Origin of the sequence: Kitasatospora sp. NPDC058492 (genome assembly GCF_042720685.1) — a bacterium.
Lineage (GTDB): Bacteria > Actinomycetota > Actinomycetes > Streptomycetales > Streptomycetaceae > Kitasatospora.
This window is the reverse complement of the sequence record NZ_JBHXMU010000007.1, coordinates 75,851-101,311: the sequence shown is the minus strand read 5'-3', so window position 1 is coordinate 101,311 and position 25,461 is coordinate 75,851. Positions and strand designations below refer to the sequence as shown.

General features: G+C 73.0%; 23 protein-coding genes. 13 read left to right on the top strand and 10 right to left on the bottom strand.

The window, feature by feature from the left end; all coding sequences use genetic code 11:
* Window positions 1-22 precede the first annotated feature (22 nt).
* The 4 genes from ACFWPI_RS07155 to ACFWPI_RS07140 all read right to left on the bottom strand — a co-directional run bounded on the left by ACFWPI_RS07155 (window position 23) and on the right by ACFWPI_RS07140 (window position 5,093).
* Window positions 23-532, bottom strand: coding sequence for a methylated-DNA--[protein]-cysteine S-methyltransferase (locus ACFWPI_RS07155; RefSeq protein WP_363368700.1), 510 nt, complete (start codon window positions 530-532; stop codon window positions 23-25).
* On the bottom strand, window positions 529-2,046 hold the full coding sequence (locus ACFWPI_RS07150; protein WP_380372420.1) for a DNA-3-methyladenine glycosylase 2 family protein: 1,518 nt from the start codon (window positions 2,044-2,046) through the stop codon (window positions 529-531). Before ACFWPI_RS07150 ends, ACFWPI_RS07155 begins: the two co-directional genes overlap by 4 nt.
* Before the next feature lie 582 nt (window positions 2,047-2,628).
* Window positions 2,629-3,774, bottom strand: a complete 1,146-nt coding sequence (gene rsgA, locus ACFWPI_RS07145) for a ribosome small subunit-dependent GTPase A (protein WP_380372422.1) — start codon at window positions 3,772-3,774, stop codon at window positions 2,629-2,631.
* Window positions 3,775-4,097: 323 nt separating this feature from the next.
* Window positions 4,098-5,093: a cytochrome c oxidase assembly protein gene (locus ACFWPI_RS07140; protein WP_380372425.1), complete on the bottom strand. Its 996-nt coding sequence runs from the start codon at window positions 5,091-5,093 to the stop codon at window positions 4,098-4,100.
* 302 nt (window positions 5,094-5,395) lie between these two features.
* Here ACFWPI_RS07140 and ACFWPI_RS07135 point away from each other — a divergent pair, with 302 nt between their 5' ends.
* The gene (locus tag ACFWPI_RS07135; RefSeq protein ID WP_380372427.1) at window positions 5,396-7,090 is read left to right on the top strand and encodes an FtsW/RodA/SpoVE family cell cycle protein; all 1,695 of its coding nucleotides are present in this window, start codon (window positions 5,396-5,398) and stop codon (window positions 7,088-7,090) included.
* A gap of 194 nt (window positions 7,091-7,284) precedes the next feature.
* On the opposite strand, the gene ACFWPI_RS07130 is transcribed toward ACFWPI_RS07135, so the two are convergent.
* Entirely contained in the window at window positions 7,285-8,577 is a 1,293-nt protein-coding gene (locus ACFWPI_RS07130; RefSeq protein WP_380372429.1) for a YihY/virulence factor BrkB family protein, read from the bottom strand.
* Window positions 8,578-8,755: 178 nt separating this feature from the next.
* Between ACFWPI_RS07130 and ACFWPI_RS07125 the strand changes: the two genes are divergently transcribed.
* From ACFWPI_RS07125 to ACFWPI_RS07075, 11 genes are all read left to right on the top strand, one after another.
* A complete protein-coding gene (locus ACFWPI_RS07125) occupies window positions 8,756-8,839 on the top strand; it encodes a putative leader peptide (protein ID WP_347878562.1) in 84 nt (27 codons plus the stop codon).
* Window positions 8,840-9,028: 189 nt separating this feature from the next.
* Window positions 9,029-10,753 carry a nitrite/sulfite reductase gene (locus tag ACFWPI_RS07120; RefSeq protein WP_363368688.1) on the top strand — a complete coding sequence of 575 codons (1,725 nt, stop codon included), beginning with the start codon at window positions 9,029-9,031 and terminating at the stop codon, window positions 10,751-10,753.
* A complete protein-coding gene (locus ACFWPI_RS07115) occupies window positions 10,750-11,049 on the top strand; it encodes a hypothetical protein (RefSeq protein ID WP_380372559.1) in 300 nt (99 codons plus the stop codon). The genes ACFWPI_RS07120 and ACFWPI_RS07115 overlap by 4 nt, the downstream gene beginning before the upstream one ends.
* Window positions 11,030-11,731: a phosphoadenylyl-sulfate reductase gene (locus ACFWPI_RS07110; protein ID WP_380372432.1), complete on the top strand. Its 702-nt coding sequence runs from the start codon at window positions 11,030-11,032 to the stop codon at window positions 11,729-11,731. Before ACFWPI_RS07115 ends, ACFWPI_RS07110 begins: the two co-directional genes overlap by 20 nt.
* Window positions 11,732-11,766: 35 nt before the next feature.
* Window positions 11,767-12,363, top strand: a complete 597-nt coding sequence (gene cysC, locus ACFWPI_RS07105; protein WP_380372434.1) for an adenylyl-sulfate kinase — start codon at window positions 11,767-11,769, stop codon at window positions 12,361-12,363.
* Complete coding sequence (gene cysD / locus ACFWPI_RS07100; RefSeq protein ID WP_380372437.1) at window positions 12,360-13,301, top strand: sulfate adenylyltransferase subunit CysD; 942 nt, start codon at window positions 12,360-12,362, stop codon at window positions 13,299-13,301. The genes cysC and cysD overlap by 4 nt, the downstream gene beginning before the upstream one ends.
* 2 nt (window positions 13,302-13,303) lie before the next feature.
* On the top strand, window positions 13,304-14,638 hold the full coding sequence (locus ACFWPI_RS07095) for a sulfate adenylyltransferase subunit 1 (protein WP_380372440.1): 1,335 nt from the start codon (window positions 13,304-13,306) through the stop codon (window positions 14,636-14,638).
* A 195-nt stretch (window positions 14,639-14,833) separates the two neighbouring features.
* Window positions 14,834-16,021, top strand: coding sequence for an aliphatic sulfonate ABC transporter substrate-binding protein (locus ACFWPI_RS07090; RefSeq protein ID WP_063351024.1), 1,188 nt, complete (start codon window positions 14,834-14,836; stop codon window positions 16,019-16,021).
* A gap of 173 nt (window positions 16,022-16,194) precedes the next feature.
* Entirely contained in the window at window positions 16,195-16,998 is an 804-nt protein-coding gene (locus ACFWPI_RS07085) for an ABC transporter ATP-binding protein (RefSeq protein ID WP_063347100.1), read from the top strand.
* The gene (locus ACFWPI_RS07080; RefSeq protein ID WP_063347101.1) at window positions 16,985-17,905 is read left to right on the top strand and encodes an ABC transporter permease; all 921 of its coding nucleotides are present in this window, start codon (window positions 16,985-16,987) and stop codon (window positions 17,903-17,905) included. Before ACFWPI_RS07085 ends, ACFWPI_RS07080 begins: the two co-directional genes overlap by 14 nt.
* Window positions 17,906-17,916: 11 nt before the next feature.
* Complete coding sequence (locus ACFWPI_RS07075) at window positions 17,917-18,645, top strand: sirohydrochlorin chelatase (RefSeq protein ID WP_380372444.1); 729 nt, start codon at window positions 17,917-17,919, stop codon at window positions 18,643-18,645.
* A gap of 13 nt (window positions 18,646-18,658) precedes the next feature.
* Here the strand turns inward: ACFWPI_RS07075 and ACFWPI_RS07070 are convergent, their stop codons facing one another.
* The 5 genes from ACFWPI_RS07070 to ACFWPI_RS07050 form a co-directional block, all read right to left on the bottom strand.
* The gene (locus ACFWPI_RS07070) at window positions 18,659-19,069 is read right to left on the bottom strand and encodes a PIN domain-containing protein (RefSeq protein WP_371516507.1); all 411 of its coding nucleotides are present in this window, start codon (window positions 19,067-19,069) and stop codon (window positions 18,659-18,661) included.
* Window positions 19,066-19,287 carry a type II toxin-antitoxin system VapB family antitoxin gene (locus ACFWPI_RS07065; protein ID WP_371516508.1) on the bottom strand — a complete coding sequence of 74 codons (222 nt, stop codon included), beginning with the start codon at window positions 19,285-19,287 and terminating at the stop codon, window positions 19,066-19,068. Before ACFWPI_RS07065 ends, ACFWPI_RS07070 begins: the two co-directional genes overlap by 4 nt.
* Window positions 19,288-19,462: 175 nt before the next feature.
* The gene (locus ACFWPI_RS07060) at window positions 19,463-21,229 is read right to left on the bottom strand and encodes a DEAD/DEAH box helicase (protein WP_380372449.1); all 1,767 of its coding nucleotides are present in this window, start codon (window positions 21,227-21,229) and stop codon (window positions 19,463-19,465) included.
* Between the two features lie 157 nt (window positions 21,230-21,386).
* Entirely contained in the window at window positions 21,387-21,590 is a 204-nt protein-coding gene (locus ACFWPI_RS07055; protein WP_063347104.1) for a cold-shock protein, read from the bottom strand.
* Between the two features lie 323 nt (window positions 21,591-21,913).
* Complete coding sequence (locus ACFWPI_RS07050; RefSeq protein WP_063347105.1) at window positions 21,914-24,130, bottom strand: MMPL family transporter; 2,217 nt, start codon at window positions 24,128-24,130, stop codon at window positions 21,914-21,916.
* A gap of 403 nt (window positions 24,131-24,533) precedes the next feature.
* Here ACFWPI_RS07050 and ACFWPI_RS07045 point away from each other — a divergent pair, with 403 nt between their 5' ends.
* Window positions 24,534-25,427: a phosphotransferase enzyme family protein gene (locus ACFWPI_RS07045; RefSeq protein WP_380372452.1), complete on the top strand. Its 894-nt coding sequence runs from the start codon at window positions 24,534-24,536 to the stop codon at window positions 25,425-25,427.
* Window positions 25,428-25,461: the final 34 nt, after the last annotated feature.

Sequence of the window (25,461 nt, the reverse complement as noted above, 5' to 3'; positions counted from 1 at the left end):
CGCCGCCGCCCGGGCGGACGCGTCAGAACAGCGTGCCGCTCTCCAGCTCCAGCAGCCGGCGCTTGCAGTCCACACCCGCCGCGAAGCCGGTCAGCGAACCGTTGGCGCCCATGACGCGGTGGCAGGGGCGGACGATGAGCAGCGGATTGGCGCCCACCGCGCCGCCGACCGCCCGCACCGCCCGCGGCGACTCCCCCGCCAGATCGGCGAGTTGGCCGTAGGTGACGGTCTCGCCGTACGGGATCTCGTCCAGGGCGGCCCAGATCCGCCGGCGGAACTCGGTGCCCACCGGGGCGAGCGGGAGGTCGAAGGAGGTGCGCTCGCCCGCGAAGTAGGCGGTCAGCTGGGCGACCGGCTCGGCGAGCGCCTCCGGGTCGAGGACCCAGTCGTCGGCGGGCTCGGGCAGCGCGTACTTCTGCCCGGGCGCGGTCACGGTGGCCAGCGCCGCCGCGCCGCCGCCCTCGGGCAGGACGCCGGACAGCAGCAGCCGGCCGAACGGGCTCTCCATGGTGGTGTAGACGGTGGTACTCATGCCTCTGCCTTCTCCGTTCCAGTGCTGGCGCTCGCGGGCCCGGCCCACAGCCGGTGCACGGCGTAGGAGCGCCACGGGGCCCACGCCTCGGCCGCGCGGGCGGCGCTCTTCGGGTCGCCGGGGGCGCCGAGCCGGACGAGGCCGTGCTTGACGCCCACATCGCCCGGGAGGAAGACGTCGGGGTCGGCGAGGGCCCGCATCCTCAGGTAGCCGACGGTCCAGGGGCCGATGCCGGGCAGGGCCAGCAGCCGGGCCGCGGACTCCTCCCGGTCCACCCCGCCGTCGAGTCGCACCGCCCCCTCGGCCAGGGCCGCGCACAGGCCGGTGAGCGCGCGGCGGCGGGCAGCGGGCATCGCGAAGTCCTCCGGGTCGGCGGTGGCCAGCACCGCCGCCGTCGGGAACAGCAGCCGCAGGCCGCCGCTCGGCTCGGGCAGCGCGGCGCCGTACTTCTCGGTCAGCCGGCCGGCCAGCGTACGGGCGGCGCCGACCGTGATCTGCTGGCCGAGCACCGCACGGACGGCCAGCTCGTGCGGGTCCACGTGGCCGGGCGAGCGCAGGCCGGGGCGTTCCCGGACCAGGGGGCCGAGCACGGGGTCGGCGCCGAGCTGCTCGTCGACCGCGTCCGGGTCGGCGTCCAGGTCGAACAGGCCACGCAGGCGCTGGACGGCGGTCGGGAGGTCGCGCAGGTCCGCGAGCAGCAGGCGGCAGTCGAGCCAGCCGCGGGTGCGCGGTTCGCCCGGCGCCAGCCCGTCGACCTCGGCGATGCCGTGCCCGTACGGGAGCGCCAGGGTGCGCCGGTAGGTGCGGACGCCGGAGCGCGGACCGGGGACGACCTCCTCCACGCCGGGGACGGCACGCAGAGCGAGGAAGTCGATCAGGTGGTCGCTGTCGAGCGCGCCGCGGTAGGCCAGGCGCAGGGTGAGGCCGCCGGCCGGGGTCGCGACGCGGCGGCCGGCCACGACCTCGGCGCGCAGACCGCTGGGGGTGCGGTCGTAGACCTCGCGGACGGTGTCGTTGAACTGCCGCACCGAAGCGAAGCCGGCGGCGAACGCGATGTCGGTGACCGGGAGTTCGGTCGTCTGCAGCAGCAGGCGGGCGGTCTGGGCGCGGCGGGCGCGGGCCAGCGCGATCGGGCCGGCGCCCAGTTCGGCGATGAGCTGGCGCTGGAGCTGGCGGGAGCTGTAGCCGAGGCGGCTGGCCAGGCCCGCGACGCCCTCGCGGTCCACCACGCCGTCGCCGATCAGGCGCATCGCGCGACCGACCAGGTCGGCGCGGTGGTTCCACTCCGGGGAGCCCGGTACGGAGTCGGGGCGGCAGCGGCGGCAGGCGCGGAAGCCGGCCCCCTGGGCGGCCGCGGCGCTGGGGTAGAAGACGCAGTTGACGCGCTTGGGGGTCACGGCGGGGCAGCTCGGTCGGCAGTAGATGCCGGTGGAGGTGACGGCCGTGAAGAAGACGCCGTCGAAGCGGGCGTCTCGGCTGTCCACGGCTCGGTACCGGATGTCGTCGTCGATCACGCTGTCCAGTCTGCGGCACTGGAGTGGGGGGTGACTGGCGGGAATCGGACATGGCCGTTGGGGGCCCTCCCCCCTCCCCCACCCCACCCTCCGCCCACCTCCACCCACCCATCCGAGCACCGGCCCGGAGGGCCCACGCCGGGGCCCGCGCTGGGGCCCACGCCGGGGCCCGCGCTGGGGGCCCAACCAGAGGACCACGCCGGAGGACCGCGCAGGGAACCCGCACCGAGGGGCTCACACCGGCGCCCACGCCGGAGGCCCCACACCGAGAGACCCACACCCGGAGACCCGCGCTGGGACGCCCGCACCGGAGAGCCCGCCCCGGGGCCACCCCGGGGGAAGACCGCACCGCACCGCACCGCAGCGCTCGGCGCACGCGCGCGTTGCTCGCGGTCTGGCCGCCGGCCAGGGCGGCTCGCCGCCCTCGGTGACCCGGGTTTCACCGTGGACGACGCCACCGCAGTGGCCCTGAAGCACTTCCGGCTGCCGGCCCGCCCGGCCTCCGCCGAGCCGGGTGGCCCGGGCCGAGGCCGGCCGCGGCCCCCTGATTTCCTGGTCGGCTTTCCTTGTCGGCTTTCCTGGTCAGCGCTTCACGGAGCCTCCCGCGGCGCGCATCGACTTGGAGAGCGACTTCCACTTCTTCGCCCGGGCCGAGGCCAGTCGGGCGTCCGAGCGGGAGGCGATCCACTCGTTCTCGCGCTGGAGCTTGAGGTAGCTGTCCATCCGGCGCTGTGGCAGGGTGCCGTCGGCGAGCGCCGCCTGCACCGCGCAGCCGGGCTCGGTGTGGTGGCCGCAGTCGTGGAAGCGGCAGTCCTCGGCCAGTCCGGCGATGTCGGCGAAGGCCAGGTCCACGCCCTCGCCACCGTAGAGGCCGACCTCGCGCAGCCCGGGGGTGTCGATGAGCACACCCCCGCCGGGCAGCGGGATCAGTTCACGGGTGGTCGTGGTGTGGCGGCCCTTCTGGTCGACCGAGCGGGCCTCCTGGACGGCCATCGCAGTGACGCCGGCGAGCGCGTTGGTGAGCGTGGACTTGCCGACGCCGGACTGGCCGATCACGGCCGTGGTGCCGGGCGCGCAGGCGCGCAGCACGTCCATGCCCTCGCCCGTCCCGGCGCTGACCACGAGCACGGTGACGCCGGGCGCGACCGCCTCGACGTCGGCGCGGATGAACTCGGCGTCGTCCACCAGGTCGGCCTTGGTGAGGACGACCAGGGGGTCGGCGCCGGACTCCCAGGCCAGGGCGAGGAAGCGCTCTATCCGGCCGAGGTCCGGATCGGCGGCGAGCGAGGCGGCGATCAGGACGGTGTCGACATTGGCGGCGAGCACCTGGCCGTCGGAGCGCTTGCCGGCCACCTTGCGGATGATCGCGGTCGAGCGGGGCAGCAGTGCGGTGACGGCGGCCATCGGCTGGGCGTGGAGGTCCACGGCGGCCCAGTCGCCGGTGCACGGGCAGTTGATCATGTCGGCGTCGCCGACCGGGCGGGTGTCGAGCCGGACGGTGCGCGGCTCGCCCGTCTCCGGATCGGCGAGCACGGCGTCGCACTGGCCGCGGTCGACCCGGACGATCCGGGCCGGGATCAGCCCGGCCTCGGCGAGCGGGGTGAAGAGTTCGGCGAGCTCGGGCGTCCAGCCGTAGCCGGACAGCGGCAGCTCGTCAGAGGGGAAACCAGAGGGGGAGCCAGAGGCGGAGGCGGAGGGGAACGACGAAGTGGAGGCAGCGTTGAACAACGCGGTGGGCCCTTCGGGAGGAGATGATCCCGGCGGGCTGCGGCTGGCGCGGAAAAGGTCAGCCGGCGGCCGGGAAGAGGAGGTGAACGCGAGTACTGCCCAAGGCAGCTATCGGGGCGACAACGACCACGGGGTTCACCTCCTGCTCTCTACTCCTCGGGCGGCCGTGAAGGCCCCCGATCTGGACGGGACAAACGCTAGCTGGTGGGGGTGGCGGGGCCAACTGGTTTTTGACCTGCGGAAACGCGGTGAAGGGATCCACAAGGGACCAACATTGGACCTACAAAAGTGCGGGCCCGCGCCCAGGAACCCGCCGGAGCCGACTACCCGCCGTACCGGTGCTTGAGGTTCGGATCGTCCAGCCACCAGGGCCGCATCCCGGCCTCCTCCTCGGCCGGCAGCCCCGCCGCCTGCGCCTGCGCCGCGGCCTCCTCGAAACGGGCGTCCAGTTCGGCGTCCACCGCCTTGATCTCCTCCCGCCCCTGCACCACCATCCGCCGCACCAGCGCGGCCAGGAACGGCAGCCCGACCAGGTCGCCCAGCACCCAGAGCATGTTGCCGCCCCAGGTCTGGTCCTGCGCCAGGCTCGGCCCCCACGGCCGCCCGAGCGCCACGTAGTGGTGCTCGGCGACCAGGTGGCCGCCGTAGATCAGCACCAGCCCGAGCCCCGCGTCGAAGATCACCTCGGCGAAGGTGATGAACAGCCCGACCAGGTGCGGGTACTCGCGCCCGACCGGGTCGATCTGCAGCCGCGGCCAGAAGTACGCCAGCCCGAGCAGCACCAGCGCCAGGTGCAGCAGCACGTTCCCGAACGCGCTGGACACCGACTCCTCGTACCAGGGCGTGAAGTAGAGCAGCCACGGCGGGGCCATCAGCAGCGCGGTGGAGACGGCCGGGAACATCAGCACCTTGGACGGCCGGCTGCGCAGCGCCCGCAGGATGCGCTCGCGCCGGGCCGGCGGCGCGGCCGCGACCAGCAGCGAGACCGGCGCGCCGAGGGCGAGCAGCAGCGGGACGAGCATCAGCAGCAGCACGACCTGGACGGCCCGGTCGGTGAACAGGATCCGCTCGTACACGCCGAGGCCGGAGCAGGTGCACCAGATCCACAGCAGCAGCCCGCCCAGGAAGGCGGCGGTGCGGGAGGGCTGCCAGCGCTCGCCGCCGGCCCGGTGGACGGTGCGCACCGCGGCCAGGTACCAGCCGCCGAGCAACACGGAGAGGGTGAGCACCAGCGGTTCGGCCGTCCACGCGGTGGCCAGGTCGGACCACTGCCAGGGCGGTGGTCCGCTGTAGGCGAGCACTCGCACCGCGCCGTCCATCCGTCCGCCCACCTCGTTCGCGCCCTGCCGCCGCCGGCGCCGTCCGGCGGTCCGTCGGGCGCCGCGGACCGGACCGCGGCGCCCCGGCCATGATGGCCTCCCGGCCGGGGCCCGCCGCGCCCGGGGCCCGCCTCTATACCTGCGCCTGAACAAAGCTTTACCGAGCTCGGAAAAAGCTTTGCCCAGGCAAAGTTCCGGCCTCGACGGCCCCCGGACCGCAACCGGCGCAGGGCCGTGTTCGTCTGGCAGGATGCACCGTCGGCGATACCGGCCACGCGGGTGATGACAAGGGGACGACAAGGGTGCAAGGCACTGCACGCGGCGAGGGCCGCCGGCTGGCGGCGCGCCACCGCAACATCGAGCTGGGCCTGCTGGCGCTCGCGGTGGCCGTCTGTCTGGCGGGGCACATCGACGCCGATCTGGCACTGACCGGCAAGATGCCGCCCGGGCTGCTGGTCCACGGCCTGGCGCTGGGCGGACTGGCCGGGGCGGCGCACCTGGCGGTGCGACGGTTCGCCCCGTACGCGGATCCGCTGATCCTGCCGCTGGGCGTCTTCCTGACCGGCTTCGGGCTGATGCTGCTGGACCGGCTGGACATCTCCTACGCGGCGGCGCACGCCAAGAAGGGCGACTACCAGAAGCTCCCGGCCGCGCCCTCGCAGCTGATGTGGGTGTTCGTCTCGGTCGCGGTGGCGATCGCGCTGATCGCGCTGATCAAGCACCACAGGTTCTTCCAGCGGTACGTGTACCTGCTGATGACGGGGGCGCTGATCCTGCTGGCGGCGCCCGCGTTCTTCCCGGGTCGGCCGGAGGACTTCGGCGCCAAGCGCTGGATCCGCCTGTTCGGGCTCTCCTTCGAGCCGGACGAGTTCGTGAAGGTCGCGATCACGATCTTCTTCGCCGGCTATCTGATGGCCTCCCGGGACGCGCTCGCGCTGGCCGGCCGGAAGATCTGGGGGATGACCCTGCCGCGCGGGCGGCACGTCGGCCCGGTGCTGGCGATCTGGGTGGTCAGCCTGCTGGTGCTGGTCTTCGAGCGCGACCTCGGCACCTCGCTGATCTTCTTCGGCGTCTTCGTCGTGATGCTGTACGCGGCGACCGAGCGCACCAGCTGGGTGGTGCTCGGCCTGCTGATGGCGGTCGGCGGCGCGGCCGTGGTCGGCACCGTGGAGCCGCACGTGCACGGGCGCGTCGAGGCCTGGCTGCACCCGCTCGACATCTACAAGGAGCACCACGACCCGGCGATCATCTCCGACCAGCCCGCCGAGGCGCTGTTCAGCCTGGGCACCGGGCACCTGACCGGGACGGGCCTGGGCTCGGGGCGGCCGTGGCTGATCGGCTTCGCCGGGCGCAGCGACTTCGTCTTCACCACGATCGGCGAGGAGCTGGGCCTGGCCGGGGTGACGGCGGTGCTGCTGGTGTACCTGCTGCTGGTCCAGCGCGGGCTGCGGACGGCGGTCGGGCTGACCGACCCGTTCGGCAAGCTGCTGGCGACGGGGCTGTCGACGGCGCTGGCGCTGCAGGTGTTCGTGGTGGTCGGCGGGGTGAGCGGGCTGGTGCCGCTGACCGGCAAGGCGCTGCCGTTCCTGGCGGCGGGCGGCTCGTCGCTGCTGGCGAACTGGCTGATCGTGGCGCTGCTGATCAAGCTGAGCGACTCGGCCGGGCGCACGGCGCTGGAGCCGGCGCCGCCGAGCCCCGATCCGCTCCCGGCGCAGGCCGGGCCGGCGGGCCGGGCGGCCCCGGGCGGTGCGGCCGCGGGCGGTGCGGCCGCGGTGGATCCGAGCCCGAACCCGAGCCCGGGCCCGAACCCGACCGCGCCGAGCGGCCCGAACCCGACGGCCCCGGAGCTGACGCTCCCACGCCCGGCCGCCCCGGGCCCGGATCCGGACCGGACCGAGGTCAACCCGGCCTCCCCGCACCCCCCGGCCGGGCAGTCCCCGTACGGGTACCACCCGGCCCCGCAGTCCCCCTTCCCGCCGAACCCGTCCACCGCCTGACCTCCCGCCGCCTGACCGTCCGCCGGCCGCCCTCCGGGCAACGGCGAGCCGACGCCAGGAGAAGAACGGACGTCAGGAGACGAACGGACGTCAGGAGACGGCCGGCGTCAGGAGACGACCCGACGCACAGGGCCTCCCCCGCGGGATGCGGGGGAGGCCCTGTGCGTCCGCCGTCACGCCCGGAGCCCCGGGCGCTACTGCTGCTCCCACGGCGGCCTGGGCGGGTAGTCGGGCGCCCGCCGCTCCGGCGGCGGACCGGACGGCCGGTCGCTGTCCGGCGGGGGCGGCCCAGGCCGGTGGTGGGGCCCGCCGCGGGCGGTGAGGCGGCCGCGGACGTTGTCGGCGGCCAGGACGTCGGCCCAGCGTTCCGGGTACTCGGAGGGGACGTCGACGTCGTCGCCGTCCTCCTCGCCCCACTCCTCCTCGGCGCCTTCGGCGAGGCCGAGTTCGCGGGCGCGCCGGGCCCGTTCGGCGGCGCGCCGGGCGGCGACCTCGCGGACCACGGCGGCGGCGGCCTCCTCCTGGGCGCGCTCGTTCTCGGCGCGGGCGTCGGCGGTCTCCAGGGTGGGCCAGCGGCGGTCTATGGCGGCGTTCATGGCGGCGCCGATGAGGACGGCCAGGGCGACCACGAAGATCCACAGCAGTACGGCCACCGGCGCGGCCAGCGAGCCGTACACCGAGGGGACCTCGACCGAGCTGACCAGGTAGATCCGCAGGGCGACGCTGCAGACGACCAGCACCACCAGGGCGACCAGGGCGCCGGGGACGTCCTCGCGCCAGGGGGTGGAGACGGGGACGGCCAGGTGGTAGAGGGTGGTGAGGGAGACGATCAGCAGCACGATGGCGACCGGCCAGTAGGCGGCGCCGACCAGTCCGGCGACGCCGGGCACGGCGTTCTCGATGAGTCCGGGTCCGGCCATCAGCAGCGGCAGCACCAGGGAGCTGATGACGAGGGCGCCGAAGTAGAGGCCGAGGGACATCAGCCGGGTCTTGACGATGCCCCGCTTGCCGTCGAGCCCGTACATGACGGTGATGGTGTCGATGAAGATGTAGAGCGCTCTGGAGCCGGACCACAGCGACAGCAGGAAGCCGATCGAGACGAGGTCGGGCCGGGAGTGGGCGAAGACCTGGTCCAGCAGCGGCACCACGACCTCTTTGACGGACGAGTCCGACAGGACCGTCCCGGAGGCCGAGACGATGTCGTGCTTGAGCCGGTCGATGGTGCCGGCCCCGAGGAACTCGTCGAGGTAGCCGAGGGTGCCGGCCAGGCCGAGGAGCAGCGGCGGGATCGACAGCAGGGTGAAGAAGGCCGCCTCCGCGGCGAGTCCGGTGACCCGGTACTCGACGCAGGTGTTGGTGGTGTCCTTGACCAGCTCCCACGCCGTACGGCGCCAGGCGGCCTGTTTGGCCGCGCGTCGGGAGCCCTTGCCCCGGCGCCGGGAGGGCCGTTCGGGGTTCGGTCTGCTCGTCTCGCCTGCTGCTTGCACGGGTCTAACGGTATCGGGCCGGGGCCGCGCGGTTGATCTCCCCCGGGGTACGGGCGCGTGGACGGGCGCCGGGGCGGGGAGCGGCGGGAATCCCCGACTGTCTCACATAACGAAACATCAGCGTCCACCATCCGGATGTTAGTGGACCGCAAGTCCCGCGCCGTGCCAATCTCTTGCCATGCCGAGCGCCGGAACCACCCTAGTTGGTCGACTCCACGTCGATCTCCTTCGCGTGTCCAGCGCCATCTGTCCGGCGATCTGAGCCCACCCCGCCGCATCACCGCACCCGGGCGCCACCCACCTCGCAGTCCCCGCTGGAGCGGACGCGCGGGCGCCCGGCCGGCCACGGTCACTGCTCTCCCCGGCCCTGGGAATACCCGCAGGTCACAGCAGCACCGCACCCCCAGCGACCCACCCGGCGTCAGAGCCATCTGCCCCGAAGGACTTCACCATGGCCACCACCCCCGAGACCGCCGAGCCCACGGCCGACCGCGCCGCCGCGCGACGCCCCGCCGCGCCTCGCAAGGTGACCCGTCACCGCGGCGAGGGCCAGTGGGGCATGGGCCACTTCACCCCCCTGAACGCCAACGAGCAGTTCAAGAAGGACGACGACGGTCTCAACGTACGGACACGTATTGAGACGATCTACGCGCACCGGGGCTTCGACTCGATCGACCCCGCCGACCTGCGCGGCCGGATGCGCTGGTGGGGCCTGTACACCCAGCGCAAGGAGGGCATCGACGGCGGCAAGACCGCGATCCTGGAGCCGCACGAGCTCGACGCCGAGTACTTCATGCTGCGCGTGCGGGTCGACGGCGGCCGGCTGACCGTCGCCCAGCTGAAGGCGATCGCCGAGGTCTCCGAGCAGTACGCCCGCAACACCGCCGACCTGACCGACCGCCAGAACGTCCAGTACCACTGGATCCGGATCGAGGACGTCCCGGCGATCTGGCAGAAGCTGGAGGCCGTCGGCCTGTCCACCACCGAGGCCTGCGGCGACACCCCGCGCGTCATCCTCGGCTCCCCGGTGGCCGGCATCGCCGAGGACGAGATCATCGACGGCACCCCCGCCATCGAGGAGATCCAGCGGCGCTTCATCGGCAACAAGGACTTCTCCAACCTGCCGCGCAAGTTCAAGTCCGCCGTCTCCGGCTCCCCGCTGCTGGACGTCGCGCACGAGATCAACGACGTCGCCTTCGTCGGCGTGGTCCACCCCGAGCACGGCCCCGGCTTCGACCTGTGGGTCGGCGGAGGGCTGTCCACCAACCCCAAGCTGGGCGTGCGGCTGGGCGCCTGGGTCCCGCTGGACGAGGTCGCCGACGTCTACGGCGGCGTCATCGGCATCTTCCGCGACTACGGCTACCGCCGGCTGCGCAACCGCGCCCGGCTGAAGTTCCTGGTCGCCGACTGGGGCGTGGAGAAGTTCCGCCAGGTGCTGGAGGACGAGTACCTCACGTACCGGCTGGTCGACGGCCCCGCCCCGCAGGAGCCCAGCGGCCGCTGGCGCGACCACGTCGGCGTCCACCGGCAGAAGGACGGCCGGTACTACATCGGCTTCGCGCCGCGCGTCGGCCGGGTCGACGGCCGGCTGCTCGGCCAGATCGCCGACCTCGCCGCCGCGCACGGCAGCGACCGGCTGCGCACCACCGCCGAACAGAAGATGCTGGTCCTCGACATCGCCGAGGACCAGGTCGACTCGGTGGTGGCCGGCCTGGAAGCGCTGGACCTGCGGGTCACCCCGTCGCCGTTCCGCCGCGGCACCATGGCCTGCACCGGCATCGAGTACTGCAAGCTCGCCATCGTCGAGACCAAGGAGCGCGGCCGCACGCTCATCGACGAGCTGGAGAAGCGCCTGCCGGACTTCGCCGAGCCGCTGACCATCAACATCAACGGCTGCCCGAACGCCTGCGCCCGCATCCAGGTCGCCGACATCGGCCTCAAGGGCCAGCTCGTCCCGGACGGCAACGGCGAGCAGGTCGAGGGCTACCAGGTGCACCTGGGCGGCGCGCTCGGCCTGGAGGCCGGGTTCGGCCGCAAGGTCCGCGGCCTCAAGGTCACCAAGGACGACCTGCCCGACTACGTCGAGCGCGTCCTGACCCGCTACCAGGCCGACCGCACCGAGGGCGAGCGCTTCGCCCAGTGGGCGGCCCGGGCCGGCGAGGAGCAGCTGTCGTGAGTGAGCGTGCCGCACCGTTCTTCTGCCCCTATTGCGGGGACGAGGACCTGCGCCCCTCCGAGGTCGGACACGGCGCCTGGGAGTGCCACGGGTGCCGCCGCGCCTTCCAGCTGAAGTTCCTCGGCCTGCTGTCCCCGACCGCCTCGGCCCCGACCGCCCCGGCCCCGACCGCCCCGGCCGCGGCCGACTCGGCTTCGGCCGCCACGACTTCGGCCGACTCGATGTCGGCTGCATCGACTGCGACCAACTCGACTGCGACCGACGGGGGTTCGTCCGGTGACCAGCGCGGCGACTGACTACGAGGAGATAGCCGTCCGGGCCGGCCGCGAGCTGGAGGAGGCGACGCCCCAGGAGATCCTGGCCTGGGCCGCCGACACCTTCGGCCGCCGCTTCTGCGTCACCTCCTCGATGGAGGACGCGGTCGTCGCCCACCTCGCCTCCTCGGTGTTCCCCGGCGTGGACGTGGTGTTCCTGGACACCGGCTACCACTTCCCGGAGACCATCGGCACCCGGGACGCGGTGGCCGCGACCATGCCGGTCAACGTCATCACCCTCAGGCCGCTGCGCACCGTGGCCGAGCAGGACGCCGAGCACGGGCCGCACCTGCACGACCGCGACCCGGACCTGTGCTGCTCGCTGCGCAAGGTCGAGCCGCTGAACCGCGGCCTCGGCGGCTACGACGCCTGGGCGACGGGGCTGCGCCGCGACGAGTCCCCGAGCCGGGCGGACACCCCGGTGGTGTCCTGGGACGCCCGGCGCCGCAAGGTCAAGATCGCCCCGATCGCCCGGTGGACGCAGGAGGACGTGGACGCCTACGTCGCCGCCCACGGGGTGCTGCTCAACCCGCTGCTGTGGGAGGGCTACACCTCGATCGGCTGCTCGCCGCTGTCCTGCACCCGCAAGCCCGCCGAGGGCGAGGACGCCCGGGCCGGGCGCTGGTCCGGCTCCGGCAAGACCGAGTGCGGCATCCACCTCTGACCCACCCCCCCACTACCGACGAAGGACTTGAGACTGTGACAGCTCACACCCGGGCCGCCGACGGAGCCGCGGAGGCGGCCCCCGCGGCCGCCCCCTGCGAGCGCGGCGCCACCGTGTGGCTGACCGGGCTGCCGAGCGCGGGCAAGACCACGCTCGCCTTCGCGCTGGCCGGACGGCTGCGCGCCGAGGGCCACCGGGTCGAGGTCCTGGACGGCGACGAGATCCGCGAGTTCCTCTCCAAGGGCCTCGGCTTCACCCGCGAGGACCGGCACACCAACGTGACCCGGATCGGCTTCGTCGCCGAGAAGCTCGCCGCCCACGGCGTCAAGGTGCTCGCCCCGGTGATCGCCCCGTTCGCCGACTCGCGCGCCGCGGTGCGCGAGCGGCACGCGGCGGCCGACACCGAGTTCCTGGAGGTCCACGTCGCCACCCCGGTCGAGCTGTGCGCCGAACGCGACGTCAAGGGCCTGTACGCCAAGCAGGCCGCCGGCGAGCTGGCCGGCCTCACCGGCGTGGACGACCCGTACGAGGCGCCGCAGAAGCCGGAGCTGCGGATCCAGACGCAGGGCCGCGCGGTCGCCGAGTCCGCCGCCGAGCTGCACGCCTTCCTGACCGAGAGGGGTCTCGCATGACCACCGCGACCGACGGCCCGGTCCGCACCCACGAAGACACCCCCTTCGCGCTGTCCCACCTGGACGCGCTGGAGGCCGAGTCGGTGCACGTCTTCCGCGAGGTCGCGGGGGAGTTCGAGCGCCCGGTGATCCTGTTCTCGGGCGGCAAGGACTCCATCGTCATGCTGCACCTGGCGCTCAAGGCCTTCCACCCGGCCGCCGTGCCGTTCTCGCTGCTGCACGTCGACACCGGGCACAACTTCCCCGAGGTGATCGCCTACCGCGACCGCGTCGTGGCCGAGCACGGCCTGCGCCTGCACGTCGCCCACGTCCAGGACTTCATCGACGACGGCCGGCTGCGCGAGCGCCCGGACGGCACCCGCAACCCGCTGCAGACCGTCCCGCTGCTCGACGCCATCGAGACGAACCGCTTCGACGCGGTGTTCGGCGGCGGGCGCCGCGACGAGGAGAAGGCCCGTGCCAAGGAGCGGGTGTTCTCCCTGCGCGACGAGTTCGGCGCCTGGGACCCTCGCCGCCAGCGCCCCGAGCTGTGGTCGCTGTACAACGGCCGGCACGCCGTCGGCGAGCACGTGCGCGTCTTCCCGCTGTCCAACTGGACCGAGCTGGACGTCTGGCAGTACATCGAGCGCGAGGGCATCGACCTCCCGGAGATCTACTACGCCCACGAGCGGGACGTCTTCGCCCGCGCCGGCATGTGGCTGACCGCCGGTGAGTGGGGCGGCCCCAAGGAGAACGAGCCCGTCCAGCGGCGGCTGATCCGCTACCGCACCGTCGGCGACATGTCCTGCACCGGCGCCGTCGACTCGGACGCCACCGACATCCAGGCCGTGATCGCCGAGATCGCCGCCAGCCGCCTCACCGAGCGCGGCGCGACGCGGGCCGACGACAAGCTGTCCGAGGCCGCGATGGAAGACCGCAAGCGCGAGGGGTACTTCTAACGATGACCAGCACCACCCAGGAAGCCACCGCCACGTCGCTGCTGCGCTTCGCCACCGCCGGATCCGTCGACGACGGCAAGTCCACCCTGGTCGGCCGCCTGCTGCACGACTCCAAGTCCGTGCTCGCCGACCAGCTGGAGGCCGTCGAACGCGCCTCCCTGAACCGCGGCCAGGACGCGCCCGACCTCGCGCTGCTCACCGACGGCCTGCGCGCCGAGCGCGAGCAGGGCATCACCATCGACGTGGCCTACCGCTACTTCGCCACCCCCCGGCGGCGGTTCATCCTCGCCGACACCCCCGGGCACGTGCAGTACACCCGCAACATGGTGACCGGCGCCTCCACCGCCGAACTGGCCGTGGTGCTGGTCGACGCCCGCAACGGCGTCGTCGAGCAGACCCGCCGGCACGCTGCCGTCGCCGCGCTGCTGCGGGTGCCGCACGTCGTACTGGCCGTCAACAAGATGGACCTGGTCGACTACGCCGAGCCCGTCTTCGCCGCCATCGCCGAGGAGTTCACCGCCTACGCCGCCTCGCTCGGCGTGGGCGACGTGGTGGCCGTGCCGATCTCGGCCCTCGCCGGGGACAACGTCGTCGAGCCGTCCGCGCACATGGACTGGTACGGCGGCCCGACCCTGCTGGAGCACCTGGAGACCGTCCCGGTCGGCAGCGACCCGGACGCCGATCCGGCCCGCTTCCCCGTCCAGTACGTGATCCGCCCGCAGAGCGAGGAGCACCCCGACTACCGCGGCTACGCCGGGCAGTTGGCCTCCGGCGTGCTGCGGGTCGGCGACCCGGTGACGGTGCTGCCCTCGGGCCACACCACCACCGTCGCCGGGATCGACGCGCTCGGCCGCGAGACGGACCTCGCCTGGGCGCCCCAGTCGATCACCGTCCGGCTCGCCGACGACCTCGACGTCTCCCGCGGCGACCTGATCGCGGCCGGCGTGATCCCCGCGCCCACCAGGGACATCGAGGCCACCGTCAGCCACCTCAACGAGCGCCCGCTGCGCGCAGGGGACAAGGTCCTGCTCAAGCACACCACCCGCACCGTGCGCGCGCTGGTCAAGGACATCACCTACCGCATCGCTCTGCCGACCAAGGCGGGCGACACCCTCGAACAGCGCTCCGGCGCCCAGGGGTTGAACGTCAACGACCTCGGCCACGTGGTGCTGCGCACCGCCGAGCCGCTGGCCCTCGACGCCTACTGCGACAACCGCCGCACCGGCTCGTTCCTGCTGATCGACCCGGCCGACGGCACCACCCTCACCGCCGGCATGGCGGGCGAGGCCTTCGCGACCGTACGCGCCACCGAACCCGCTGAGGAGGACTGGGTCTGATGCCCAGCGAGGCGTTCTCGGACATGGACAAGGAAGGCGGCCGCATCGGCAGCGGCGTCCTCGGCAGCGGCCAGGGCGGCCTGACCCGATGTGCGGGCCGACAGCGCTGAGTTGCGACCCCCGGCCGCCCCGACGGGCGACCGCCACGTCCCCGAGACCGCCTCCCGACGGTCCGTCGATGAACAGGACTTCACCATGGCACCGAACCTGGCCCCCTCGCATACCCATGCCCGCCCCAACGCCGGCCGGATCAGACGCTCCGCGGTGGCCGCCGTGGCCGGCCTGACCGCCGTGACCCTGCTGTCGGCGTGCAGCTACGGCTCCAAGGCGGACGACAAGAAGGCGGGCGCCGACTCCGCCGCCAGTTCGGCCGGCGCCTCCGGCGCGAAGCTGTCCGCGGACACCGTGAAGATCGGCTACTTCGCGAACCTGACCCACGGCACCGCCCTGGTCGGCCTCCAGGAGGGGCTGTTCCAGAAGGAGTTGGGCGCCACCCAGATCAAGACCCAGGTCTTCAACGCGGGCCCCTCCGAGATCGAGGCGCTCAACGCCGGCTCCATCGACATCGGCTGGATCGGCCCCTCCCCCGCGATCAACGGCTACACCAAGTCCGACGGCCAGTCCCTGAAGATCATCGGCGGCTCGGCCTCCGGCGGGGTCAAGCTGGTGGTCAACCCGGACAAGATCTCCTCGCTGGACGACCTCAAGGGCAAGAAGATCGCCACCCCGCAGCTGGGCAACACCCAGGACGTGGCGCTGCTCAACTACCTGGCGGGCAAGGGCTTCAAGGTCGACGCGGCGTCCGGCGCCGGCGACGTCTCGGTGGTGCGCACCGACAACAAGGTCACCCCCGACGCCTACCGGCAGGGCTCCATCGACGGCGCCTGGGTGCCCGAGCCCACCGCCTCCAAGCTGGTCACCCTCGGCGCGAAGGTCCTGCTCAACGAGAAGGACGTCTGGCCGGACAAGAAGTTCGTGATCACCAACATCATCGTCTCGCAGAAGTTCCTCAAGGAGCACCCGGACGTGGTGGAGGCCGTGCTGCGCGGCTCGGTGAACACCAACGCCTTCATCAAGGCCAACCCGGACAAGGCCAAGGCCGACGCCAACGAGGCGATCAAGAAGGAGGCCGGCAACGCGCTGGAGCCGGCCATCCTCGACCCCGCCTGGGCCGACATCGACTTCCTCGACGACCCGCTGGCGAACACCCTCCAGGCCGAGGCCGACCACGCCGTCACCGCCGGGCTCCTCAAGCTGCCCAAATCAAGTTCCGCTGGCGCGGGGGCCAACCTGAACGGCATCTACGACCTCACCCTGCTCAACAAGGTGCTCGCGGCCAAGGGCCAGGGCCCCGTGGCGGACGCCGGACTCGGCGCCAAGTAGCGCCACCCGGCGCCGAGCAGCACCACGCGGCGCCGAGTCCGCCCCGACTCCGCGGTCCGGACCCCCGCCCACCCGGTCGATCCGCGATCGATGCCCACCGGGACGGGCGGGGCCGGGCCCCGGCCCCCGCTCCGCCAGCCCTCAGCCAGACCACTCACGCAGGAGGTGCCCGGATGACCCCGGCACTGACCACCTCGGCGGACACCGCCGGCGCCGGCGCCGGCGGCGCCGCGCCCGCCGTCCGGATCTCGCACGTGCACAAGTCCTTCGGCCGCCCGGGCGCGCAGACCCACGTCCTGGACGACATCACCCTCGACGTCGCGCCCGGCGAGTTCGTCACCCTGCTCGGCGCCTCGGGCTGCGGCAAGTCCACCCTGCTCAACCTGGTCGCCGGCCTCGACCAGCCCACCGCCGGCGCCATCGAGGTGCCGGGCGGCCGCCCCGCGCTCATGTTCCAGGAGCACGCGCTGTTCCCCTGGCTCACCGCCGGCCGCAACATCGAACTCGCCCTCAAGCTGGCCGGCGTCCCCCGCGCCGAGCGCCGCGCCGAAGCCGAGCGCCTGCTCGAACTCGTCCGCCTCAAGGGCTCGTACGGCAAGCGCGTGCACGAGCTGTCCGGCGGCATGCGCCAGCGCGTCGCGATGGCCCGCGCGCTCGCCCAGGGCAGCCAGGTGCTGCTGATGGACGAGCCGTTCGCCGCGCTCGACGCCATCACCCGCGACGTGCTGCACGACGAGATCACCCGGATCTGGGCCGAACGGCAGCTGTCCGTCCTGTTCGTCACCCACAACGTGCGCGAGGCCGTGCGCCTGGCCCAGCGCGTCGTCCTGCTCTCCTCCCGCCCCGGCCGCGTCGCCCGCGAGTGGCGGATCGACCTGCCGCAGCCGCGCCGCATCGAATCCGCCGGCGTCGCCGACCTGTCCATCGAGATCACCGAAGAACTGCGTGGGGAGATCCGTCGCCATGGCCAGCACTGACAGCACCCCGGTCCTGGAGAAGGCCGACAAGACCGACAAGGCCGCCGCCACGGACACCGCCGGTGTCGGCGCCGGCCTGGACGCCCTCGACTCCGTCTCGGCCCAGCGCGGCTCGCTCGGCCAGGCACTGCGGACCAAGGCCCTGCCGCCGCTGATCGGCGTCCTCGTGGTGCTCGCCCTGTGGCAGGGGGCGTACAGCCTGCACCTCACCTCCGCCTACAAGCTGCCCAGCCCGACCGACGTGTGGCACTCCGCCCAGGACCTCTGGTACCAGGGCACGCTGTTCTCGATCATCTGGACCAGCGTCTGGCGCGGCCTGTCCGGCTTCCTGCTCGCCGTCGTCATCGGCACCCCGATCGGGCTGGTCGTCGCCCGCGTCCGGCCGGTGCGCACCGCCATCGGCACGGTCCTCCAGGGCCTGCAGTCGCTGCCCTCGGTCGCCTGGGTGCCGGCCGCGGTCATCTGGCTCGGCATCAACGACCAGATGATGTACGCGGTCATCCTGCTCGGCGCCGTCCCCTCCATCGCCAACGGCCTGATCGCCGGCATCGACCAGGTGCCGCCGCTGTTCCTGCGCGCCGGACGCACCATCGGCGCCACCGGCCTCACCGGCGCCCGGCACGTCCTCATCCCCGCCGCGCTGCCCGGCTACCTGGCCGGCCTCAAGCAGGGCTGGGCGTTCTCCTGGCGCTCCCTGATGGCCGCAGAACTCGTCGCCTCCTCCCCCGACCTCGGCCGGGGCCTGGGCCGGTTCCTGGAGGACCAGCGCGAGTTCTCCGACATGTCCGGGGTGCTGCTCGGCATCATCCTGATCCTGTTCGTCGGCATCGCCATCGAACTGCTCGTCTTCACCCCGGTCGAACGCCGGGTGCTGCGCAACCGCGGCCTGCTGGCCGCCGCCAAGTAAGGCCGACGCCGATGCCCGCCCTCCTGCTGATCGCCCACGGCAGCCGCGACCCGCGGCACGCCGCGACCGTGGCCGCACTGGTCCAGGAGGTGCGGGTGCTGCGCCCCGGGCTGGACGTCGCCACCGCCTACCTGGACCACTGCGCGCCGCGCATCCCGCAGGTCGTCGGGCGGCTCGACGACGCGGTGGCCGTCCCGCTGCTGCTCAACCGGGCCTACCACGCCAAGCACGACATCCCGGCCGCCCTGCGCACGGCGGACGCGGCCCTGCCCGTCGCCGCCGTCCTGGGCCCGTCGCCGCTGCTGCTCGCCGCCCTGGAGCGCCGCCTCGCCGAGGCCGGGGTGGACGTGCACTCGGCCGCCGTCCGGGCCCGCACCGGCGTGGTGCTCGCGGCGGCCGGCTCCTCCGACCCGGCCGCCGACGCCGCCACCCGCGCGGTGGCCGCCGCGTGGCGCCGCAGCCGCGGCTGGGCCGCCGTCGAGGTGGCCTACGCCTCCGCCACCGGCCCGCGCGTGCCCGACGCCCTGGCCGCCCTGCGCGCCGCGGGCGCCGCCCGCACCGCCGTCTCCCCCTACCTGCTGGCCCCTGGCCTCCTGCCCGACCGCATCGCCGACGCGGCCGCCGGAGCGGACGCCGTCGCCGACGTCCTGGGCCCCGCCCCCGAACTGGCCGCCCTCCTCCTGGAGCGCTACGACGAGGCGCGTACGGCCGCCACGATGCCCCAGACGCTCACTGCCTGACCACGGGGCCGGCTCACTCGTGATCGAGGATGCTGTGCTCGCTCAGATCAGCGGCGTGCCGCGCCACAGTGCGGTAGTCCGCATCGTCGTGGAGGACCGTGAGGCCGTGGTGTGCGGCCGTCGCCGCGATCATGAGGTCGACCGCGGAGGCACTACGGTGCTGCCCGGCGAGGGCCATGCGCCGCTGAACCGTGTCGATCCAGCGCCCAGCGTTCTTCGGTACCGAGACGTCCGGGTACAGGTCGGCGAACATCTCGGTGATCTCGTCGTACTCCCGGCCGCTGCGCGCGTTGTACAGAAACTCTGCGCGCTGCGGGTAGCACGACGCGATCGAGCCTGCGTCGATCGCGTCGTACCAAACGGCCAGGAGCTTGGGCTCGCCCAACAGCCGGACAAGTCCAGAGGTGTCGAGGAGATAGATCACCGGGCGTCCTTCTCGGCTCGGTGCATCCGCTCTGCGTCCTCGACGGCGCCCCAGTGCTGAGCCCGCTCGAAATGCCGGCTGATCCGGGCAGCACGTTCCTGCCGCTCGGCGTAGAAGCGCAGTGCGAGGTTGACGGCGTCCTTCTTGGTCCGAACTCCGGCGAGCGTCATTGCTCGTTCCAGCGCCTCTTCATCGATGTCGATCTGTGTCACGGACATCCGGATACCTCCGTCGATCGATGTTGGTGATGTACATAGCATTGCACATGACCAACATCAACGGAGGTTCGGACCGCCGCAGGGTGATGGTGTCCGTCAGACAGACGGGCCCCGCGACGAAACGGCCCGGCCCCCTCGGTGCGAGGGGGCCGGGCCGTCGGTGGTTCGCCGGGGGTTAGTCGAAGGCGCGGCGCTGGCGGCCGGTGCCGTAGTTGGAGCCGGACTTGGCGCCGCTGCCGGGCTTGGCGCGGCCGGAGGAGCGGCCGATGAAGCCGGCCGCCTGGGGGCGGTCGCCCTGGGCGGCGGCGCCGCCCATGCGCTGCTTGGGGCGGGGGCGGCGCGGGTTGCCGTTCATGTCGACGTCGGCGGGCAGGGCGGAGCGCTTGCCGGGGCGGCGGCGCGGGTTGCCGGACTTGGCGTCGGCCTTGGCGGCGGGGGCCTCGGCGGGCGCGGGGACGGCGACGGCGACCGCGACGCCGCTGGGGGTGCGGGCGCCGGTGATCTTGGCGAGGTCGGCGTCGCCGGGGCGGACCTTGGTGACGGTGGGGCGGATGCCCGCGACCGTCATCAGCCGGTTGACCTCGCGGCGCTGCTCGGGCAGGACGAGGGTGACGACGGTGCCGGACTCGCCGGCCCGGGCGGTGCGGCCGCCGCGGTGCAGGTAGTCCTTGTGGTCGACCGGCGGGTCGACGTTGACGACCAGGTCGAGGCCTTCGATGTGGATGCCGCGGGCGGCGACGTTGGTGGCGATCAGCGCGGTGACGTGGCCGTCGCGGAACTGATCGAGGACCCGGTTGCGCTGCGGCTGGGACTTGCCGCCGTGCAGGGCCGCGGCCCGGACGCCGGTGGCGAGCAGCTGCTTGGCGAGGCGGTCGGCGCCGTGCTTGGTGTGCACGAACATGATCACGCGCCCGTCGCGGGAGGCGATGTGCGCGGTGGTGGACGCCTTGTCGGCCTGGTCCAGCTGGAGGACGTGGTGGTCCATGGTGGTGACCGCGCCGGCCGACGGGTCGACCGAGTGGGTGACCGGGTCGGTGAGGAAGCGCTTGACCAGGCGGTCGACGTTGCGGTCCAGGGTCGCGGAGAACAGCATCCGCTGCCCGCCCTCGGCGACCTGCTCCAGCAGCTTGCTGACCTGCGGGAGGAAGCCCATGTCGGCCATCTGGTCGGCCTCGTCGAGGACGGTGATGGCGACGTCGGACAGGTTGACGTCACCGCGGCCGATCAGGTCGTCGAGCCGGCCGGGGGTGGCGACCAGGACCTCGGTGCCACGGCGAACGGCGTTGGCCTGGCGGTTGATCGACATGCCGCCGACGACGGTGGTGATCCGCAGGTTGACGGCGGTCGCGTAGGGGGTGAGCGCGTCGGTGACCTGCTGGGCGAGCTCGCGGGTGGGCACCAGGACGAGCGCCAGCGGGTAGCGGGCGACGGCGCGGCGCCCGGCGGTGCGGGCGAGCAGCGGCAGGCCGAAGGCGAGGGTCTTGCCGGAGCCGGTGCGGCCGCGGCCGAGCACGTCGCGGCCGGCGATCGAGTCGGGCAGCGTGGCGCCCTGGATCGGGAACGGCGCGATGACGCCTTCGCGGGTGAGCGTGCTGAGGATGCCCTTGGGCAGGTCCAGCTCGGCGAAGGTGTCCGCCGGGGGCCGGGCCGGGGTGCCCTCGACGACGGTGAAGTCGGCGGCCTCGGGCACGGCGGCGGCGCGGGTGTTCTTGGGGGCGCCGGTGCGGCCGCGCGGCTTGCGGGCGCGCTCGGCGTCGCCGGTACCACGCGGGTTCTCGCCGCGGCGGGCGCGGTCGCCGGCGCCGGTGCGGCCAGCGCTCTCGCCACGGCCGGTGTTCTCGGCACGGCCGGCGCCGGCGCTGCGGCGCGGGTTCTCGCCGCGGCGGGGCTGGTCGGTGGTGCGGGCGGCGCGGTCACGCGGCGGGCGGGCAGGGGTGGTCACGAAGTCTCCATACGTCGGTCGGCAGCCCCGGGTGGGGGCTGGTCGGCCGTCGGTAGGAAATTCGCCGCCCCGGCCGTACGGCGGCATGCGCGGGGGCCCGCACCGTCTGGTACGGGCCCCCGCTTCGCGAGATCGCGAGTCAGCGTGGAGGCTGACGTCAGATGACGCGGATGTTCTCGGCCTGCGGGCCCTTCTGGCCCTGGGTGACGTCGAACTCGACCTGCTGGCCCTCGACGAGCTCACGGAAGCCGTTCGCCACGATGTTCGAGTAGTGGGCGAACACGTCCGGGCCGCCCTCGGCCTGCTCGATGAAGCCGAAGCCCTTTTCGCTGTTGAACCACTTCACGGTGCCGGTAGCCATAACCGTCTCCTCAAAAACTGGGGCATCAGGGATTCACACCGCGTGAACCCCGGAGTAGCCGCGATCCCCATCCGGAGACTGAAACACCGGACAAAACAAATGCGCCTGTTGGTTGGAACCAGCAGGCGCACACATACGTTCATGGGAACCAAAACTGCAACTGGGTCGACTGTAGCACGGCGACACCCCGATTGACCGGGGACTTTTGTGCTCGACAGATCACGTTTGGCGGCCAGGAAAAGGGGGCAAGCGGCGCCCCGCCGAAGCGGGACGCCGCCTGTTTGGCGCGTCGGTCGGGCGTCGCCCGTGTCCGAACGAAGCGATCAGCGCCGTCCGGCCGGCTCCGGCACGCCGTACGCGTCCGCCGCCGGCGCCGGGCCGGCACCGTGGCCCCCGCCGTGGCCATGCTCGGGGTCGGGGTCGGCGCCGTGGCCGGGCCACCAGGCCCGGTTGCCGATCAGCGCGGTGAGCGCCGGGGTGAAGAACATCGCCATCACGAAGGCCGCCAGCACGATGCCGAAGGCCATGGCGAAGCCGAACTCCATCATGAAGGTGTTGCCGGCGAGCATGAACGTCCCGAACGAGGCCGCCAGGATGAAGCCGGCCGCGGCGACGGTCGGGCCTGCGTGGCGCAGCGCCTCGCGGGCCGCCTCGCGCGGGCTGCGGCCCGCGCGGGCCTCCTCGCGCAGACGGGCGATGATCAGGATGTTGTAGTCCGTCCCGATCGCCACCACGAAGAGGTAGATGAGGATCGGCATCATGAACATCAGGCCGGTCTCGTTGCCGATCTTCTGGAAGATCAGCGTGGTGGCGCCCAGCGTGGCGCTGAAGCCGAGGCCGACCGAGGCCATCAGGTACCAGGGGGCGACCACGCTGCGCAGCTGGAGGGCCAGGATGAGCAGGATCAGCAGCCCGGCGATCGGGAAGACCAGCTTGTAGTCGTGGGTCATCGCCAGGTTGATGTCCTTGAACACCGAGGTGAGGCCGCCGACCTTGGCCTCGCTGCCGGCCGGGGCCTGCGCGTGGGCGACGGTGCGCAGCTCGGTCACCGCGTCGATCGCCTCGTTGCTGGCCGGGGCGTCCTTGAGCATGACGGTGAACTGGGCGGTGGCGCCGTCGGCGCTGATGCTCTTGGCGTCGGCGCTCGGCAGGTAGACCTTGGAGACCCCGACGACGCCCTGCAGCTTGTCGGCGTAGGCCGGGAAGGAGGCCGGGTCGAGCTTCTTGCCGTCGGTGCTGCTCAGGTAGACCTGGCTCGGGTCGGCGGCGCCGGCGGAGAAGCCCTTGGCCATCGTGTCCTGGACGACCATCGACTCCTTGTCCTTGGGCATGGAGCTGCCGGCCATGTCGAAGTTGCCGTTGTAGCCGAGCGCGCCCACGGACAGGGCGACCAGTACGCCGCCGGAGGCGACGGCGGCCAGCGCCGGGCGCTTCTGGACGATCCGGCCGAGCGCGGTGAAGCGCGCGGTGCTCGGCTCGTTCGTCCACTTCTTGCCGGGCCAGAAGACGGCGCGGGCGGGGATGACCGCGAGCAGCGCGGGGGCCAGGGTGATCGAGGCCAGGGCGGTGACCACGACCGCGATCGCCAGCGCGGGGCCGAGTGCCTGGAACATGCCGAGGCTGGAGAGGATCAGCGCGGCGAAGGCGATGGTGACGGCGCCGGCGGCGGAGGCGATCGCCTCGCCGACCCGGCCGACCGCGTTGGCGACGGCGGCGTTGCGGTCGTCGCCGGCCCGCAGCCGCTCGCGGTAGCGGAAGGCGAGGAACAGGAAGTAGTCGGTGCCGACGCCGAGCACGACGACGATCAGGATCGCCATCAGGATGGGTGTGCTCTTGAGGTCGAAGATGTCGGTCGCGTAGTTGATCAGGCCGATGGAGGCGGGCAGCGCGATCATCAGCGAGACCAGGACCGGCAGCAGGCCGGCCAGGATGCCGCGGAAGATGATGCCGACGATCACGATGACCAGCAGGACCGTGGCCATGGTGATGATGCCCTCGGCCGAGCCGGAGGCTTCCTTCTGGTCGAGCGCCTGGGCGGCGGGGCCGCCGAGCTGGAACTTCAGGTCGGTGCCGGAGGCCAGCGCCTTGCCGTCGTCACGGATGGCCTTGGCGATGTCCGCGGTCTTGTTCTGGTCCTGCTGCTTCGACTTGTCGACGGCGATCATGGCCATCGCGTACTTGTGGTCCGGGGATATGCCCAGCTGGTCGGACGGCGGGATGATCTTCTCGACGCCGTCGATCTTCTTGGCCGTCAGGTCCTGGACGAGCTTGCCCATCGCGGCCTTGTCCGCGTCGGTGAACGCGGCGCCGTCGTTGCGCTCGAAGAGTGCGAGCGCGCCCGGGGTGAAGGCGGCCGGGAAGGCCCGCTCCTGCACCTGTGCGGCCTGGATGGACTCGTAGTGCTTGGGGAGGAACGCGGCTTCGTCGGTCTGCGAGCTGACCTTCGGCGCGGTCATGATGACGGCGATCATTCCGATCACCCACGCGATGATCACCCACCACGCGCGGCGTACGACGAATTGTCCTAGTCGGTGGAACATGCTCGATGCCTCCTGGGCATGGTTCACCGCAGCCCTTGGGGGACGGGACGCCGGGCGACGGCTGGACCGGTGGGAGACGCGCGGCGGCGCTCCCTAGCCGGTCGGCAGGTAAGTAGGTCTGGGCGTCATCCTACGAGCACTTGCTTGCCGACCGGCAAGGAGCCCCCGTGGTCCAACCCCCGTCGGGGCCGCCGCTCAGCGGCCCCGGCCCAGTTTCCCCCGGGCGCACCACCCTTGACCTCGTGCTCCGGGTGGAGACAGCTCCCCCTCAGGGTGGATCTCTCCCCCTACCCCCTAGGAGGAGATGTCAGGGTAGGAAGGTAGGGAAAACCCCACCCCGGTCCGTCATGATGATCACCGTCCGGAGGCCTCCGGATGAACGCCGCCCCAACGGAGCACCGCCATGATCCCCTTCGACGAAGGCCGCGCCCGGCTGCTGCTCGCCCACGCCTGCGAGTCCGCCGGACTGCCCGGCCCCGGCGACGCCCGGCTGCTCGCACTCGGCGAGAACGCCGTCTTCGACCTCGGCGACCCTGCCGTCGTCGCCAAGGTCGGCCGCGGCCCCGAACTGTACGAACGGGCGCGGCACGAACTCGCCGTCGCCCACTGGCTCGCCGCCCAGGACGTCCCGGTGGTCCGCCCGTACGACGCGGTGGAAGCCGAGCCCCAGCTCGCCCACGGGCACCCCGTCACCTTCTGGCACCGGCTCGCCCCCGCCGTCCACCCCGCCCGCCCCGCCGACCTCGCCCCGCTGCTGCGCACCCTGCACCGGCTGCCGCTGCCGCCCTTCCCGCTCGCCCACCGCGACCTGCTGGCCCCCGTCGAACGCTGGCTGGCCTCCGCCGAGGGCCACGTCGACCCGGCCGACGTCGCCTTCCTGCGCCACCGCCGCGACGGCTTCGCCGCCGCCCTGCCCGACCTCGCCCCGCACCTGCACCCCGGCGTGATCCACGGCGACGCACTGCCCCGCAACGTCCACGTCGGCCCGGACGGGCCCGTCCTGCTCGACCTGGAGAACGTCTCGCACGACCTGCGCGAACACGACCTGGTGGTCCTCGCGCTCAGCCACGACCGGTACGGCGTGCCCGGCGAGGAGTACCGGGCCTTCGTCGAGGCGTACGGCTGGGACGTGCGCGCCTGGCCCGGCTTCGCGGTGCTGCGCGGGGCCCGGGAGACCGCCAGCGCCTCCTGGGTCGCCCAGCAGGTACCCGGCAACCCGGCCGCGCTGGCGGAGTTCCGGCGCCGGGTCGCCTCACTGCGGGAGGGCGCCACCGAGGTGCGCTGGTACCCGTTCTGAGGCGCCGGGCTCCTGGGGCGTCGAGCTTCCGAAG